11 protein-coding genes and 1 pseudogene are annotated in these 15,071 nt (G+C 71.4%); 10 read left to right on the forward strand and 2 right to left on the reverse strand.

What is annotated here, in order from left to right; translation table 11 throughout:
- Positions 1-17 precede the first annotated feature (17 nt).
- The 5 genes from ACIP8W_RS14575 to lepB all read left to right on the forward strand — a co-directional run bounded on the left by ACIP8W_RS14575 (position 18) and on the right by lepB (position 6,201).
- Positions 18-1,244: a diaminobutyrate--2-oxoglutarate transaminase gene (locus tag ACIP8W_RS14575; RefSeq protein WP_401955645.1), complete on the forward strand. Its 1,227-nt coding sequence runs from the start codon at positions 18-20 to the stop codon at positions 1,242-1,244.
- A gap of 284 nt (positions 1,245-1,528) precedes the next feature.
- Complete coding sequence (locus ACIP8W_RS14580) at positions 1,529-3,514, forward strand: fibronectin type III domain-containing protein (RefSeq protein WP_401955646.1); 1,986 nt, start codon at positions 1,529-1,531, stop codon at positions 3,512-3,514.
- A 47-nt stretch (positions 3,515-3,561) separates the two neighbouring features.
- Positions 3,562-5,178: a multicopper oxidase family protein gene (locus ACIP8W_RS14585; protein ID WP_402203176.1), complete on the forward strand. Its 1,617-nt coding sequence runs from the start codon at positions 3,562-3,564 to the stop codon at positions 5,176-5,178.
- Positions 5,165-5,689: a hypothetical protein gene (locus ACIP8W_RS14590; RefSeq protein ID WP_402203178.1), complete on the forward strand. Its 525-nt coding sequence runs from the start codon at positions 5,165-5,167 to the stop codon at positions 5,687-5,689. The genes ACIP8W_RS14585 and ACIP8W_RS14590 overlap by 14 nt, the downstream gene beginning before the upstream one ends.
- Before the next feature lie 50 nt (positions 5,690-5,739).
- A complete protein-coding gene (lepB, locus tag ACIP8W_RS14595) occupies positions 5,740-6,201 on the forward strand; it encodes a signal peptidase I (RefSeq protein ID WP_402203180.1) in 462 nt (153 codons plus the stop codon).
- A gap of 31 nt (positions 6,202-6,232) precedes the next feature.
- Here the strand turns inward: lepB and ACIP8W_RS14600 are convergent, their stop codons facing one another.
- Positions 6,233-6,601 (reverse strand): response regulator, encoded by a 369-nt coding sequence (locus ACIP8W_RS14600; protein WP_401955650.1) that lies wholly within the window; start codon positions 6,599-6,601, stop codon positions 6,233-6,235.
- Positions 6,602-6,788: 187 nt separating this feature from the next.
- Here ACIP8W_RS14600 and ACIP8W_RS14605 point away from each other — a divergent pair, with 187 nt between their 5' ends.
- The 4 genes and pseudogenes from ACIP8W_RS14605 to ACIP8W_RS14620 all read left to right on the forward strand — a co-directional run.
- Positions 6,789-7,451 carry a response regulator gene (locus tag ACIP8W_RS14605; protein ID WP_401955651.1) on the forward strand — a complete coding sequence of 221 codons (663 nt, stop codon included), beginning with the start codon at positions 6,789-6,791 and terminating at the stop codon, positions 7,449-7,451.
- Positions 7,444-8,775 (forward strand): sensor histidine kinase, encoded by a 1,332-nt coding sequence (locus ACIP8W_RS14610; RefSeq protein ID WP_402152290.1) that lies wholly within the window; start codon positions 7,444-7,446, stop codon positions 8,773-8,775. The genes ACIP8W_RS14605 and ACIP8W_RS14610 overlap by 8 nt, the downstream gene beginning before the upstream one ends.
- Before the next feature lie 182 nt (positions 8,776-8,957).
- Positions 8,958-10,217: a copper resistance CopC/CopD family protein gene (locus ACIP8W_RS14615; RefSeq protein ID WP_402152293.1), complete on the forward strand. Its 1,260-nt coding sequence runs from the start codon at positions 8,958-8,960 to the stop codon at positions 10,215-10,217.
- A gap of 55 nt (positions 10,218-10,272) precedes the next feature.
- Positions 10,273-10,471 (forward strand): annotated as a pseudogene (locus tag ACIP8W_RS14620) ((5-formylfuran-3-yl)methyl phosphate synthase); the annotation flags it as partial.
- Positions 10,472-10,918: 447 nt separating this feature from the next.
- Here the strand turns inward: ACIP8W_RS14620 and ACIP8W_RS14625 are convergent.
- Complete coding sequence (locus ACIP8W_RS14625) at positions 10,919-12,214, reverse strand: LuxR C-terminal-related transcriptional regulator (protein WP_401955654.1); 1,296 nt, start codon at positions 12,212-12,214, stop codon at positions 10,919-10,921.
- A gap of 1,386 nt (positions 12,215-13,600) precedes the next feature.
- On the opposite strand from ACIP8W_RS14625, the gene ACIP8W_RS14630 reads away from it, so the two are divergent.
- Positions 13,601-15,071: beta-ketoacyl synthase N-terminal-like domain-containing protein (locus ACIP8W_RS14630; RefSeq protein WP_402154764.1), on the forward strand; the 1,471-nt coding region annotated here is incomplete at its 3' end.

Genomic DNA, 15,071 nt, shown 5'->3' on the forward strand with positions numbered 1-15,071 from the left:
GAAAGGTACGTGCTGAGATGACCGAGACCGTATCGGCACCGCTCACGGTGTTCGAACGCCACGAGTCGAACGTACGCAGCTACTGCCGCAGCTTCCCGGTGGTGTTCGAGCGGGCCGCCGGTCACCACCTGTGGGACACCGAGGGCCGGCGCTATGTGGATCTGCTGTGCGGGGCCGGCTCCCTCAACTACGGTCACAACCCGCCCGAGGTGGTCGCCCGGGTCACCGCCTACCTCATGGCGGGCGGCCCCGTGCAGTCCCTGGACCTGCACACCACGGCCAAGGCGGGCTTCCTGGACCGGTTCACCCGGCTGATCCTGGAGCCACGCGGCCTCGGCGACCATGTGGTCCAGTTCCCCGGCCCGGCCGGCACCCTCGCCGTCGAGGCCGCCCTGAAGCTGGCCCGCAAGGTCACCGGGCGGACCCAGGTGGTGGCCTTCACCGGCGGCTTCCACGGCGCCTCCCTCGGCTCCCTGGCCGCGACCAGCTCCCCGTTGCTGCGGGGCGCGGCCGGGGTGCCCCTGCGGGACGTCACGATCCTGCCGTACGACGACCCGGCGGCCCTGGAGCGCTCCCTGTCCCGGGACGGGCTGCCCGCCGCGATCGTCCTGGAGACCGTCCAGGGGGAGGGCGGCCTGCACACCGCGTCCCCCGCCTGGCTGACCAGGATCCGTGAACTCGCCGACGCCACCGGTGCGTTGGTGGTCGTCGACGACATCCAGGCGGGCTGCGGCCGTACCGGTACGTTCTTCAGCTTCGAGGACACCCCCGGGCTCCGGCCCGACCTGGTGTGCCTGTCGAAGTCGCTCAGCGGGATGGGGCTGCCGATGGCGGCGCTGCTGATCCGGCGGGACCTCGACCGGTGGGCGCCCGGTGAGCACAACGGCACCTTCCGGGGCCACAACCTCGCCTTCGTGGCGGGCGACGCGGCCCTGGACCACTGGAGCGATCCGCACTTCACCGACCAGGTGGGCGAGTTGGCGGCCGCGATCCGTACCAGCCTCACGGACATCGCCGCCGGCCTGCCCGAGGGGACGGCCGAGGTCGTCGGCAGGGGCGCCATGAGCGGGCTGCGGTTCGCCGCCGCCGAGCGCGCCGAGAGGGCCCAGGACCGGCTGTTCGCGTCCGGGGTGATCGCCGAGACATGCGGCCGGGGCAACGTACTGAAGTTCCTGCCGCCGCTGACGATGCCGCCGACCGACTGGAAGGAGATCGCCGACCTCATCGGGGAGGCGGCCGGCTGAGCCGCCGCACCCGGCCACCTCACGGCCGGCGCGAAGACGATCCGTCCCCCCCCATGAGCAGGGGCCCCTCCGGCGCGCGGGAACGCCGTCCGGAAGGGCCCCTACGGGCATGGGCGCCCCGGTGGTGGGGCGCGCCCCACCACCGGCCCCTCCAGATTGGGGATATCCGGGCACCCAAGACGCGGCTGTCGGCGCGCACCTGGGCTCGCCACCCTTGAGGCACTCGTCACCGCCGTCCGATCAGGCCCGTGGTCCACGGGCCCGGGGCAAGGGAGGAAGTCGTCATGAGCGAGTTCACGTGGGGCACGGGCAGGGTGAAACGTGCCGTCGTCACGGGTGTCGCCACCACCATGGTGGTGCTCGGCGGGTCGATCGCGCCCGGGGCGGCCCAGGCCGCGGTTCCGGTCTTCCCGGACAACATCAGTGTCTTCCCGGACCGGGACTTCGTCTCGGTCGACGGGTTCTCCGCGCACGCGGGGGAGCAGATCACCGTGGAGGTACGGCGCCCGGGGGCCGGTACGGTCGGCTCGGCCACCGGTACGGTCGCGTCGGCCGCCTCGATCGAGGCGGGCAACCCCGCCGTCGAGGTCAACCATCCCGGCGGGCTCTGCTGGGGCGCGGGCGGCGGCCCGCAGGTCACGCCGGACATCCGGGCCGGTGACGTCGTATCGGTCAGGTTCGGCGGCACGGCCGTCGCCGACACCACGACGCTCGACACCGGCGTCACCGGAGGCTCCCTGACCACGCCGACCAGGCTGGTGATCCAGGGCAGGCTGGGCCCCGAGGTGGACCCGGCGTTCGTGGAGCAGCGGATCATCGAGCCCGCGCTGCGGGACACCGAGGTGGGGCGGCGCGATGTACGCGCGCTGCCGGGACCGCTGGTGACGGCGCCGAAGGGCGGCTACCGCTCGGGCCTGAGCATCGCGGACGGCGTCTTCACGGCGACGTACGAGTTCACCACCGCCGAGACGGCGGAGATCGCGGCCGGGGGGCTGTACGAGGCGCTGGCCTGGCAGAGCGAGGACGGCGGCGGCAACCCCCAGGGCGTGACGATCTCGGAGTTCGGTGAGCCGGGCGGCCCCGGTATGGGCAACTGCCCGCCGGGCCCGGCCCAGCAGCGGCCGGCCCCGCCGACCGGGGTGGTGGTGCTCGACCAGGGTGACTCGGCCGCCGTCAGCTGGACGCCGCCGGAGCGGATTCCGGGCCTCGCGCCGGTCCTCGGCTACACCGTGCGCGCCGTGGACCAGCTCAGCCAGGGCGGTGTGCAGGGCGAGTTCGGCGTCCGCGTCAACGATCCGGCCGCGACCACGGCGACGCTGCCGGCCTCGGTCCGGGGCAAGCGGGTCGAGGTCCGGTCGTTCAGCGAGACCGGTGAGTCCTGGCCGCCGGCGCTCCAGGGCAACACCCCGTCGGGCGACACCACCCCGCCGGCGGTCAAGGCCGATCCCGCGGGCGGCTTCTACGCGGCGGACACCCGGGTGACGCTCACCGCCGACGAGCCGGACGCGCAGATCTACTACACGCTGGACGGCTCCGACCCGCTGGAGGCCGGTACGACGGGGCCCGCGGCGAAGCCGTACACCGAGCCGATCGACCTGGCGCACTCCGCCGGGAGGACGACCCTGCGGTTCGTGGCCTTCGACAAGGCGGGGAACGCGTCGTCGGCCAGGGTCGAGGAGTACACGTTCGGGGCGGCCCGCGCGCCGGGCGCCCCCCGGGAGGTGACCGCGCGGGCGGGCGACGGGAACGTGACGGTCCGCTGGACGGCCCCCGAGGACGCGGGGACGTCTCCGGTCACGGGGTACGGGATCGTCGCGACGCCCGCCGGGGGAGCGCCGGTACGGGCGACGGCCGCCGCGAGCGCGTCGTCGGCGGTGCTCGACGGGCTGACGAACGGCACGGCGTACTCGGTGGCGGTGACCGGGGTGAACGCCGTGGGCGGGGGGACGCCGTCCACGCCGGTCGACGTCACCCCCGAGGTGCCCGCGGTCGACGAACTCGCGGTCACACTCAGCCGGTGGCGCAGTGGGGATCTGCGGATCGAGGGCACCGGGTCGGTCGCCGGCGCCAGGCTGACCTTCCGGTCGGGTTCGCCGTCCGGTCCCGTCTTCGCCGAGGGCGTGACCGTACAGCGCCCGGCGGCGGGCGCGGCCGTGGGCACCTGGACCCTGCGGGTCCGCGACGGCGACGCGGCGAACACCAACCCCTCACCGGTCCACATCTCCTCCGACAAGGGCGGCGCACTCGGCCCCCTGCGGGTGGGCGGCTAGACCCCGGTGGCGAGACAGCCCGCGAGAACCTTCGAACCACTGTGGGAGTGAGCGCACAGATGTCCGACAACGCCCTGTCCCGACGTGATCTGGTGAAGTACGGCGTACTCGCCTCGGCGGCACTGACGGTGCCGCTGGAGCGGGTCGTCCGCGCCAAGAACGCTTCCGACCGGATCGCGGTCAGCAAGTTCCCGAAGCCGTTCACCGTGCCGTTCGCGGTGCCCCCGGTGGCGGTGCCGACCAAGCGGTCGAGCACCACCGACTACTACACCGTCAGGATGCGCAGCGCGGCGACCGAGATCCTGCCCGGTCTGCGCACCGAGACCTGGTCGTACGACGGGACCTTCGGCGGCCCCACGATCCAGGCCACCCGGGGCCGGCCGATCGTCGTACGACAGCTCAACGACCTGCCCGCGACCCACCCGCGCCTCGGCTACGAGGCGTGGACCTCGGTCCATCTGCACGGCCTGGCGTCGCTGCCGGAGTACGACGGCTACGCGAGCGATGTCATCCGGCCGGGCGAGTACAAGGACTACCACTACCCGAACGCCCAGGACGCCCGGACGCTGTGGTACCACGACCACGGCGTCCACCACACGGCCGAGAACGCCTACATGGGCCTGGGCGCGATGTACACGCTCCACGACGAGCTGGAGCGGTCGCTGCCGATCCCGCAGGGCCGGTACGACGTACCGCTGATCATCCGCGACGCCATGTTCGACCGCGACGGGCAGCTGCTGTACGACGACAGTGGCCACTCCGACCTGTTCGGCGACGTGATCCTGGTCAACGGCAGACCCTGGCCCGTGATGCGGGTGGAGCGGCGGAAGTACCGTTTCCGGATCCTCAACGCGGCGCTTTCTCGGGGCTTCTACTTCACGCTGAGCACCGGCGACCCGTTCGTCTTCATCGGCACGGACGCGGGCCTGATGCCGCAGCCCCGGTCCGCGACCGGCTACCGGCACGGCATCGCCGAGCGGTACGAGGTGATCATCGACTTCTCCCGGTACCGGATCGGCGAGCGGGTGGTGCTGAAGAACCGGGGCGTGAAGAACGTCGTCGACTACGACACGACCGGCGACGTGATGGCCTTCGACGTCGTGAGCGACCCGACCGACCTGTCCGGCAACGCGATCCCCGACCAGCTCAACCCGAACGCGCCCGCGATGGACCTCACCGAGGCGATGGCGCAGCGGACCCGGACCTTCGAGTTCACCCGCACCAAGGGGCAGTGGACGGTCAACGGCAAGACCTGGGCCGATGTCCTAGAGTCGAACTACGAGTACGTGTGGGCCGATCCGGGCCTCGGCGACGTGGAGATCTGGAAGTTCGTCAACAAGTCCGGCGGCTGGTGGCACCCGGTCCACACCCACCTCATCGACTTCAGGATCCTGGACCGCGACGGCCGGCCGCCGTCGCCGTGGGAGATCGGCGGCAAGGACACGGCGTACGTCGGCGAGAACGAGACCCTGCGGGTGGTGGCCAGGTTCGGTCCGCACCCCGGGCGGTACATGCTCCACTGCCACAACCTGGTGCACGAGGACCACGACATGATGGCCCAGTTCCGGGTGGGGCCGCCGAGCGACGAGCACCACCCGGTCTTCGCGGACCCGGCGAAGCCCCAGCCGGGGCCGGAACTCGGCGGCGACGATGACACCCTCTGAGGCGTACGACACCGGCACGGCCGCCACCAGCACCGGCACCGGCGTGGCCGTCGCTCCTGTCACTTCTGTAGCTCCCCCCGCCCCCGGAGCCCCGGCCGCGGCGGTGCTGTGCGCGGTCGCGGCCTGCGGGGACCTCGTCGCCTTCCAGCAACTGCTGGCGCGCGGCCCGGCGGTGGCGCTGCCCTTCCTGGTGGCGGCGGTGGCCCTGCTGGGGGTCGCGCGGTGGCTGTGGGCCTCACGGCGGACGGCCGTGACGCTGACGGCGATCGCCGTCCTCACCGCGCTGACCTGCCTGTACGTCGTGGCCGCCGGGGTCGCTCCGACCGCCGGGCAGGACGCCGAGGTGCTGCGGGCGGGGCTGGTCCGCACGGTGGTCCTGGTCGCCCAACTGGTGGCGCTGCCGCTGCTGTTGCGGACCCTCTCCGGGCCCGTCCGGTCCTGGGCGGTCAACGGGGTCCTCGGGATCGGAGTGGCCCTGTGGGCGCTCAGGCTGACCGGCCCGCTCGGCTGAGCCGGCGCGTGTGGCGCGTGGTACGGCGAACCGCCGTACCACGCGCCACCGTGCCGCCGGCAGCCGTCGTGGCGCTGGCCGCGGTCGGCCTCCTGGTGGCGCCGGTACGGGTGGCGTCGACCAGCATGGAGCCGACGCTGAGCCCGGGGGACCGGCTGCTCGTCCATACGTACGGGTACGGGCAGGGCGCGCCGGACCGTGACGACCTGGTGGTGTTCGACCGGGACGGCGCGCTGCTGCTCAAGCGGGTCGCGGCGGTGGCCGGTGAGACCGTGGGCATCGAGGACGGGGTGCTGACGGTCGACGGCCGGCCCGTGCGGGAACCGGCGGTGGACCGGCGGCTGGTCGACGGCATGTACTTCGGCCCGGTGACGGTCCCGGACGGCACGGTGTTCCTGCTGGGCGACAACCGGCGCGGCTCGGTCGACTCCCGGGAGTTCGGCCCGGTCCCGGTCGAGCGGCTGACCGGTCGGGTGCTCCTGCGCTGGTGGCCCCGGCCCGGCCCACCGTGACAGGCCGGGCGCGGGCCGCCCCGACGTCGGCTCAGGGCGCCGCGGCGGCCACGACGGCGGCGAGCACGGCGTCGATGCCCGTGTCCTTGTACAGGACCGCCGAGGCCCCGGCATCGAGGGCGGCCTGTTCCAGCCGGCCGCCGACCGCCGAGGTCAGCGCGACGACCCGGATGAGCGGCCGCAGGGCGAGCAGCCGTCCGGTCGCCTCGGCGCCGTCGAGGACGGGCATGACCAGATCCATCAGCACCACCTCAGGCCGCAGCCGGAGCGCCGCCTCGACGGCCTCGGCGCCGTCGCACGCCACGCCCACCACCTCGACGAGCGCGCTGTCGCCGAGGGCCGAGGCGAGGGTGTCGCGTACGAGCGGGTGGTCGTCGACGATCAGCAGACGAATCGGCATGGCCCCACCGTGCCCGTTCCCCGGCGCCACGGCCATCCCCAAACCGGAGGGGCGGCGGCCATGAAAAGTACACAGCTTTCTCACAAGTAGCGAGACTTTCCATCACAGCGTGGTTCCATGGCTACCGTACGTCGAACACCGTGTCGTCTGCAGAACGCTGTGGCGACCACGGAGTGGGGAGTCGGGAGTGGAGCAGGGCGGATCGACGGCGATGCGCGTGATGATCGTCGACGACCATCGGACCTTCGCCGAACTACTGGCTTTCGCGCTGGCGTCGCAGCCGGACTTCGACTGCGCCGGATACGCGAGCACCGGCGCGGCGGCGGTCGACCTGGCCGCCCGCGAACGCCCCGACATGGTGGTGATGGACATCGCGCTCGGCGGCGAGAGCGGACTGGACGTCACCCGGCGGATCCGCGAGGTCACCCCGGACACGACCGTGGTGATCGTGTCCGCGCACCGCGACCCCGACTGGGTGATCCGGGCCGCCCGCGCCGGGGCCAGCGCGTTCGTCCCCAAGTCCGGGTCGCTGGAGGAGATGCTGGCCGCGCTGCGGCAGGCCAGGCCCGGCCCGATGCTGGTGTCCGCGTCGACGTTCGGCGCCCCGAGCGGCCCACCGGAACCGGCCGGCCCCGGCACGGCCGGTCTCACCGCCCGCGAGTCCCAGGTGCTCACCCTGATGGGCCAGGGGCTGGGCCCGGCGGAGATAGCCGGGCTGCTGGGCATCAGCGTGAACACCTGCCGGGGCTATGTGAAGGCGATCCACCTCAAACTCGGGGTGCGGTCCCAGCTGGAAGCCGTGGTGAAGGCACAGCGCCTCGGCCTCATCGCGGCACACCACGGTGGCTGAACCGACGCCGGTGGCCGCCCCGTCGGCGGGGGGCGGCAGCAGAACGGTCCGGCGGGCGCTGACCGCGATGGTGCTGATCGCGCTGGGTGCCTTCGTGGTGATCGGGACCGTCACGGTGGGCGTTGCCCGGTCGATCGCCGAGCGGACCGCGCTCGCGGAGGCGGCACGGTCCGCGCGGATCATCGGAGACGTGATCTTCAAGCCGGTCATGCCCGCCGTGATCGAGGGCGACCGGGAGGCACGCGCCCGGCTGGACGTGGCCGTCGGCGCCCGGCAGCGCGAGGGCGGTGTCGTCCGCGTCAAGGTGTGGAACCGTCAGGGGGTCGTCCTCTACTCGAACGAGCCCCGGGCCACCGGCCTGTCCTTCCCGCTGAACGGCAGCGTCCGCAAGGCCATCGACGAGGGCGCCAGCTGGGCACGGCTGTCCGACCTGTCGGAACCGGAGCACATCACGGAGTTACGGCAGGGCGGCAACCTGGTCGAGGTCTACGTCCCACTGGTCCTGGCCTCCGGGGAGCGGCTGGCGCTGGAGGTGTACTCCACCGACGCCCGGGTGATCGCCGCCCGGACCGAACTGGTCCGTACCCTCGTGCCGTTCTCGCTCCTGGCCCTGCTGCTCCTGCTGGCGGCCCAGCTCCCGGTGTCGGTACACCTGCTGCGCCGGGTCAGCCGGGGCGACGCCGAACGCAGCCGGCTGCTGGGCAACGCGCTCACCGCGTCGGAGCGGGAACGACGCGCGATCGCCCGTGACCTCCACGACGGTGTGGTGCAGGACCTGGCCGGGGTCGGCTACGCCCTGTCGGCGGTCCGGTCCGGCCTGCCCGCCCACACCGCCGCCCCGGCCCGCGACATGCTCGACAGGGTCACCGAGGTCGTCCGGGGCGCGGTCGGCTCGCTGCGCACGATGATGGTCGACATCTACCCCCCGGACCTGACCGAGGCGGGGCTGCCGCAAGCGGTCGAACTGCTCGCCGAACGGCTGCGCCGGGAGGGCGTCACCGTCACCACGGCGGTCGACGTACGGGCCACGCTGAGCCCGGACCTCGTGGTCGCCGCCTACCGGAGCACCCGGGAGTGCGTGACGAACATCCTGAAGCACGCCGGGGCCCGGCACGCCTGGATCGATATCACCGGCGACGCGGACCACCTGCTGGTCCGGGTGGCGGACGACGGAAGGGGCCCCGGCGACGCGCTCGGCCGCAGCGGCCACCTCGGTCTGCGGATTCTCCGGGACACGGCGAACGAGCTGGGCGGCCGGATGTCGGTGGCGGAACGGGCCGGGGGCGGAACGGAAGTGCGTACGGTACTGCCGGTGCGGTCCTGACACGGAGCCCGATCGGCGTCGTCGAGACCGTTGCCACGGCTGTCGTCGGGCCCGGCCGGGGACCGACCCCCCTGTTTTGAGGGGGGTTTCGAAGGAACCGTACCCCCCAGGCAAGGCTGCCGCCGAGCGGACCGCTGCCCGAGGCTGGACGCACCCGTGCGACAGGGAAACTTGGAGTAGCCATGCCCCGGACCGTCCTGTTCTGTCTGATCCTGTTCTGCCTGACGGCCGTGTCGGCGGGGACGGCGGTCGCTCACACCGGCCTGTCGTCGAGCAGCCCACTGGCCGGGGAGGTGCTGTCGGAGCGGCCCGCCCAGGTGGCGCTGACCTTCGACGAGCCGGTGACCGGGGGCGAGGACGCGATCCGGGTGTACGACGACCGTATGCGCCGCGTCGATCTGGGCGGCCACCCCGGGGGCGAACCCAGCCGGACGGTCCGGGTGGCCCTGCCCGGCAGCCTGCGCGCGGGTACGTTCTCCGTGGCCTGGCAGGTGACATCGGCCGACGGCCATTCCCCGGACGGTACGTTCCGCTTCTCCCTCGGGAAGTCCGGACCGGTCGTGGGAGCCGTTCCGCCGCCCGACGACTCCGGCGACGGCTGGGCCACGCCTCTGCGGGCCGCCGCCCGGGGGCTGGGCTACGCCGGGCTCGCGCTGGGGCCCGGCGTACTGCTGATGGCGCTGTGGCTGTGGCCGGCCGGTCTGCGGGACGGCAGGGCCCGGGGGCTGATGTGGACCGGTCTCGCCCTGCTGGGCGCCGCCACGCTCACGGTGCTGCTGGTCAACGCCCTCGGGGCGCACGACCACCCGTCGAGCGGGCTGCCGGCGGCGCTGACCGACCGCGCCCACACGGTCCGCTTCTACGCCCTGTCGGCGCTGGGCACAGCGACCTGGCTGCTCACCGCGCGGGGCAGGGCGTCCAGGCCGCAGGCCCTCGCCACGACCGCGGTGATCGCCGTACTGCTGGCCACCTGGCCGCTGACCTCGCATGCCGTGACCGGGAGGCAGACCGCCCTCGCGGTCGCCGCGGACCTGGCCCACCTGACCGCCATGACCGTCTGGCTGGGCGGACTCGCGGTGATCGCGGTGGCCCTGTCCCGCCCGGCGACGGTCACCGAACTGGGCGCCGTACTGCCCCGCTTCTCCCGCCTCGCGTTCACCAGCGTGCTCGTGCTCGTCGTGACGGGCACCTACCAGGCATGGCGCGAGGGCCTGTCCGTGCCCGCCCTCCCGGACACCCTCTACGGCCGTCTGTTCCTCCTGAAACTGATCGGAGTGGCCGTGGTCGTCGCCGTGGCCGCGCCGGTCCGCCGACGCCTCCACCGCTTCACACCCCCCGGCAGCCCGGACGGCCTCCGTCGCGCCCTCACGGCCGAACTGCTGACCGGAGCGGTGGTCCTGGCCCTCACGGCGGTCATGGTCACCACGACCCTGCCCGGATGAACCACCGGGTGGCTCATGGCGTCGGGGCTTGACCGGCGTACGCGGCCGAGCTGCCGCGGCCCTCGCGGGCAGTGTCAAGGCCGGGCGACCTCGGCACGCTGACCCGTATCGGCACGGACATCGTGGGAGTGCGCGGGGCGGTCCGTGAGGGAGGAGACCGCGACACCGGAAGGACGCAGCCGCGACTGGTCGCCGCTTTCCGGACGGAGACGGACCGGCACGCCCGGGAACACGCGGCTGCCGCCGCCGCGACCTGGCCGACCAGCCACGTCGACCGTCCCCACCACCCGCATGGCACACCGGCGAAGCGGACCCAGGCGCCCACCCGACGCGAGCGCCGGACCCTCAACCCGCCCCGGCGCCGAAAAGACCCCACCGCACAGACACAGAGTCCCCGTCAGCGAGCTGACGGGGACTCATGAACGATCCGAGGTCGATCAGGATTGGTCAGGTTGCCGCCCTTGTCCAGCCAGGCACGGGTCGCGCCGTTCTTGGGGTCGACGATCAGGTAGTCGCCGGAGAGGCCGGCCAGGTGGATCTCGACTCTCGTCCTGCCCGCGTGTCCGTGTCCGGGGAGACGGTCGGCAGGTGGTCTCGCAGGCTGACCACCCCTGCGGAGCCGTGGAACCCGGCGCCGCAGCCGGGCCACCGGCATCCCACCTGACAAGCCGGAACAGCACACCGGATGAAGCGGCAAGCCGTCACGAAGATCGAGGCCGGTTCTTGCCGACCGGCGTGCGCCAGGTCCGGGCCAGTTCGACCCGCGACGACACGTCCACCTTTCGGAATATCTTCTTCAGATGGAAGGCCACGGTGTGGTGGGAGAGGAAGAGCTGGGCGGCGACCTGACTGTTGGTCATTCCCTGGACCACCAATTGCGCGACCGCGAACTCGGTCTCGGTCAGCAGCCCCACCTGGCCCTTGGAGCCATTGGCGCTATGGGACCAACGGGATATGTGGTGTCTGACGCCAAGGCTCCGCAGCCGGCTCTTGACCCGCGAAAGATCGCGTGAGGCGCCCGCCGCCAGGTAGATGTCACTGCTGCGCTCCAGGATCTCGATCGCCCGGTCCCGTTGGAGGCGATGGCCGGTCAGATGCGTTCCGATGTCCTCCAGGGCCGAGGCCCGAGCCCAGGGGTCGACGTGCATCTCGGCGGCCTGCCACAGGTCGTCCAGGTTGCGCTCGATCAGCCCCTTGGTGTGCAGGGCGGCAGCGGACAGTGAGCGGAACTCCGGGTTGATCACGGCGAGTTGCCGCGCCGCCAGCGCGCCCTGCCGGGCGACCGCCTTGTCTCCTGCTTTCAGGGCCAGCCGTACGAACCAGGGCGCGGCGGCCGGCTGTGAGCTGAGGACTTCCCGGCTGGTGGGCTCCAGGGAGACGAGTTGTTCGATGAAGGGCACCACCTCCTCGGCTCCGTCGTGAGCCTCGCGTACCTGGACGGACACCCACGCGCACTGCCCTGCCAGCGGGTTGGAGGACGCGATGAGGGTGTCCTCGGCGATCCGCTGCGTATACGTCAGGGCGACTCTCATATCGGCGCGGCGTAAGGCGCATCCTGCGAGGACGAGTTGGCCCAGAGTTCGCCACGGTCCGGGCCGTCCGGCACCCGCCAGCCCTTGCTCGCCCAACTGCGCCGAGGTGCCGACGTCTCCGTTCGTGAATGCGAGGAGCGACCGGGAGAGATGCAGCCTGGCGGCTGTCTCGGCCGACCCGTGAAAGGCGTCCGGGTCCTTGGGGTAGAGGAGTTCTTCCGCCCGGTCGAGTTCGCGGAGGTAAGTCAGTGCCGTGGCCAGCCACAGCCTGGAATGCGCGGAGCACACACATGACGGATGGGCGGCCGACGCCCGCACGCTTTCCTCGGCCAGCTGCCGGGCGTGCTGAAGGCGGCTGTGCAGCCAGAACGACATCGACCTGCTGATGAGCCGGCATGCGGCACATGGGGAACTGGTGGGATCGATGCCGTACTGCATGCGCAGAGGGTCAGGTGAGAAAAGCATCACTAGCACTCCTGACGTTCCAGAGTGAAACCGAAGGAATCAACGGATGGCCACGTGTCGCCGGTGCTTCCTGCGTGTGCGGGAAGGGCGCGACAGGTCGGGCGGCGGTCCGGTTGATGGGCAGCGACGTTCCGGCGAGGGCGAGGCGCCGCGCGACTGCTGCGTGCGGGGGGATAGGGGTGGGGGGAGGGGGGCGCTGATGCCTGTGGCGATCAGGAAGGCGCGAGTCAGGTGCTGCGTGTCATGCGAGGGAATGTCGAGTCTGGCGGAAGCGTGGCAGGAGATGTCCAGGCCCGGGGCGGTGGCCGGTTTTCATGGAGGCACACATCACTTCTTGTCTGTAATTGTGCGGTGTTCGTTGAAAAGTAAGCACAGCCTACTTCCCTGGCCGTAACGCGATAGAGGCAAATGCCCCTGGTTCGATCTTTTCTGGCGGACTGTCGGGTACGTTGACAAGCTGTTTTCGGCCATCCGGTCCTGGCGGTCCATGCCGGGCGGGTCGCTCGGCCATGCCTGGTCGAGGAATTGGTCGCGTGCGTGGCCGGAATGCGTATGCGGCGGCAGCTCGGTGCGAAACAGCCCGGAAGTCCCGGGGGCGGTGATTTGTGCTCGGCGAAATGAGCTGATCGCCTTCGTACGTGCCGCTGCGGATGGTTTGCCCGGTGTCCTGCCGGCCTCATTGTGGGAGGCGTTGATTCCGCTTGCCGGATATCGTCGAAATCCCCGCCTTCGCCCCACTGTTGGGCCAAGTCGACCTGTGTGGCGGCGTTGTCGCGTGCGACGCGTACCCGGCGCGCCACGCCGAGTGGGCGGGACCGGCATCGCCTCCGGCGGCCGATGGTCAGGGTCCATGCCCTCGGTACGTGACCGGCATGCTCGGAATCGCAGTCCGAGCAGCATCCCCCCTGCCCGAGAGACTACTCACTTAGGGGTGATCTCCGGTGGCCGAGCCGCACTAGAGTCTGAGAAGTCACCACTCCGACCTGCGGCGGTCGGATAATGCGTACGGAACACCGTCGAGGTCGTGCACATGGAGATTTCTCGCCTACCCCCCAGGACGAATGAGAAAGGTGAGAGGCAATATGCCCTTCAATGAATGTTGATTCTGTGGCATGGCCGCTCGATGGCGTCTGGTCATGTGCGTATAGAAGCGCGTAACGGTGTACACGTAATGGCGTTCCGTCGCAGATCTTGACCTGTGGAAAGATTGTTCCGACAGGTTTCTTCGTGCCCTCGGTGCTGCTTTCTGTCGCCCGGTCGGCGTTTTCCCATTCCTCTGTCAAGTGATGATTCGCCGCTGCGCCGATGGGTCGGCCACGAGCCCTGGTTCGTCATGCCGATGGTTCGGGTGAATCACATTCCGGTGAACCGTGGGGTGTGTGTTTTATGGGTAGGTCCCAGACCAGTGGGTTCGAAGCGGCGGGCGACGAGCCGATAGCCGTGATCGGCCTGTCCTGCCGCCTTCCGAAGGCTTCGAGCCCACAGGAGCTCTGGCGACTGCTCAGCGGCGGCGAATCCGCTGTCACCCGGGTACCGGCGGACCGATGGACCCCGCCGTCCACGGAACCGGAAGCAGCCGACGGCAAAGCCGAAGAAGGGGCCCCCCGGGGCGGATTCCTCGACCGGGTCGACACCTTCGACGCGGGCTTCTTCGGCATCTCGCCCAGGGAAGCCGTGGCCATGGACCCGCAGCAGCGGCTGGTTCTCGAGCTGAGCTGGGAGGCGCTGGAGGAGGCGGGGCTCGTACCCGGGACCCTGCGCGGCAGTGAACTCGGCGTCTTCGTCGGAGCGGCCCGTGACGACTACGCGACCCTTTACCGGCGGGGGGAAGGGCGGACCGTCGACCACCACGCGATGACCGGACTGCACCGAGGTCTGATCGCCAACCGGGTCTCGTACGCCCTGGGTGTCCACGGCCCCAGCATGGTCGTGGACACCGGGCAGTCGTCGTCGCTGGTCGCCGTGCACCTCGCCTGCGAGAGCCTGCGCCGCGGCGAGTCGGACATCGCCCTCGCCGGTGGCGTCAACCTCAACATCGCGCGGGAGAGCGCGCGGGAGGCTGCTGCCTTCGGCGGCCTCTCCCCGGACGGAGAGTGCTTCACTTTCGATGCTCGGGCCAACGGCTTCGTCCGGGGGGAGGGCGGCGGCCTGGTCGTCCTCAAGCCGCTGCGCGGGGCGCTGGCCGACGGCGACTTCGTCCACGGGGTGATTCGCGGCAGCGCGATCAACAACGACGGACTGTCGGACACCCTCACCACGCCCAGCAGGCAGGCCCAGGAGGCGCTGTTGGCCCGTGCCTACCGGCGCGCGGGCGTCACCCCCACCGATGTCGGATACGTCGAACTGCATGGCACCGGCACCAAGGTGGGCGACCCGATCGAGGCAGCCGCGCTCGGCGCGGTACTCGGTGCCGGGCGGGACACCCCGCTGCCGGTGGGGTCGATCAAGACCAACATCGGCCACCTGGAGGGCGCCGCCGGAATCGCCGGTCTGATCAAGGCATTGCTTCAGCTGCGGCTTCGCCGACTGGTCCCGAGCCTCAATTTCGCCACCCCCAACCCTGACATTCCGTTGGACGAACTCAACCTGCGGGTGCAGCGGGAATCCGAGCCGTGGGCGGTCTCCTCCGGTCCGCTCGTGGCCGGCGTCTCGTCGTTCGGAATGGGCGGCACCAACTGCCACGTCGTGCTGTCGGCGTCCCCGGTCCCGGAGGACGACGAGCCGTCCCTGTCCGGGCCGACCGGTATCGCCGCCGGTCCGGCGGTGGTGCCGTGGGTGGTGTCGGCGTGTTCGGTCGAGGCGCTGCGGGCTCAGGCGGGGCGGTTGGCGGAGTGGGCTGTTTCGCCGGCCGGGGAGG

It is taken from the genome of Streptomyces sp. NPDC088554, from assembly GCF_044752945.1.
In the GTDB taxonomy this organism is placed as follows: Bacteria; Actinomycetota; Actinomycetes; order Streptomycetales; family Streptomycetaceae; genus Streptomyces.

What these genes read in the sequence shown, in the direction of transcription:
- ACIP8W_RS14600 (WP_401955650.1), bottom strand. Translation starts at nt 6,601, where the DNA reads ATGCCGATTCGTCTGCTGATCGTCGACGACCACCCGCTCGTACGCGAC.
- ACIP8W_RS14575 (WP_401955645.1), top strand. Translation starts at nt 18, where the DNA reads ATGACCGAGACCGTATCGGCACCGCTCACGGTGTTCGAACGCCACGAG.
- ACIP8W_RS14615 (WP_402152293.1), top strand. Translation starts at nt 8,958, where the DNA reads ATGCCCCGGACCGTCCTGTTCTGTCTGATCCTGTTCTGCCTGACGGCC.
- ACIP8W_RS14580 (WP_401955646.1), top strand. Translation starts at nt 1,529, where the DNA reads ATGAGCGAGTTCACGTGGGGCACGGGCAGGGTGAAACGTGCCGTCGTC.
- ACIP8W_RS14625 (WP_401955654.1), bottom strand. Translation starts at nt 12,214, where the DNA reads ATGCTTTTCTCACCTGACCCTCTGCGCATGCAGTACGGCATCGATCCC.
- ACIP8W_RS14590 (WP_402203178.1), top strand. Translation starts at nt 5,165, where the DNA reads ATGACACCCTCTGAGGCGTACGACACCGGCACGGCCGCCACCAGCACC.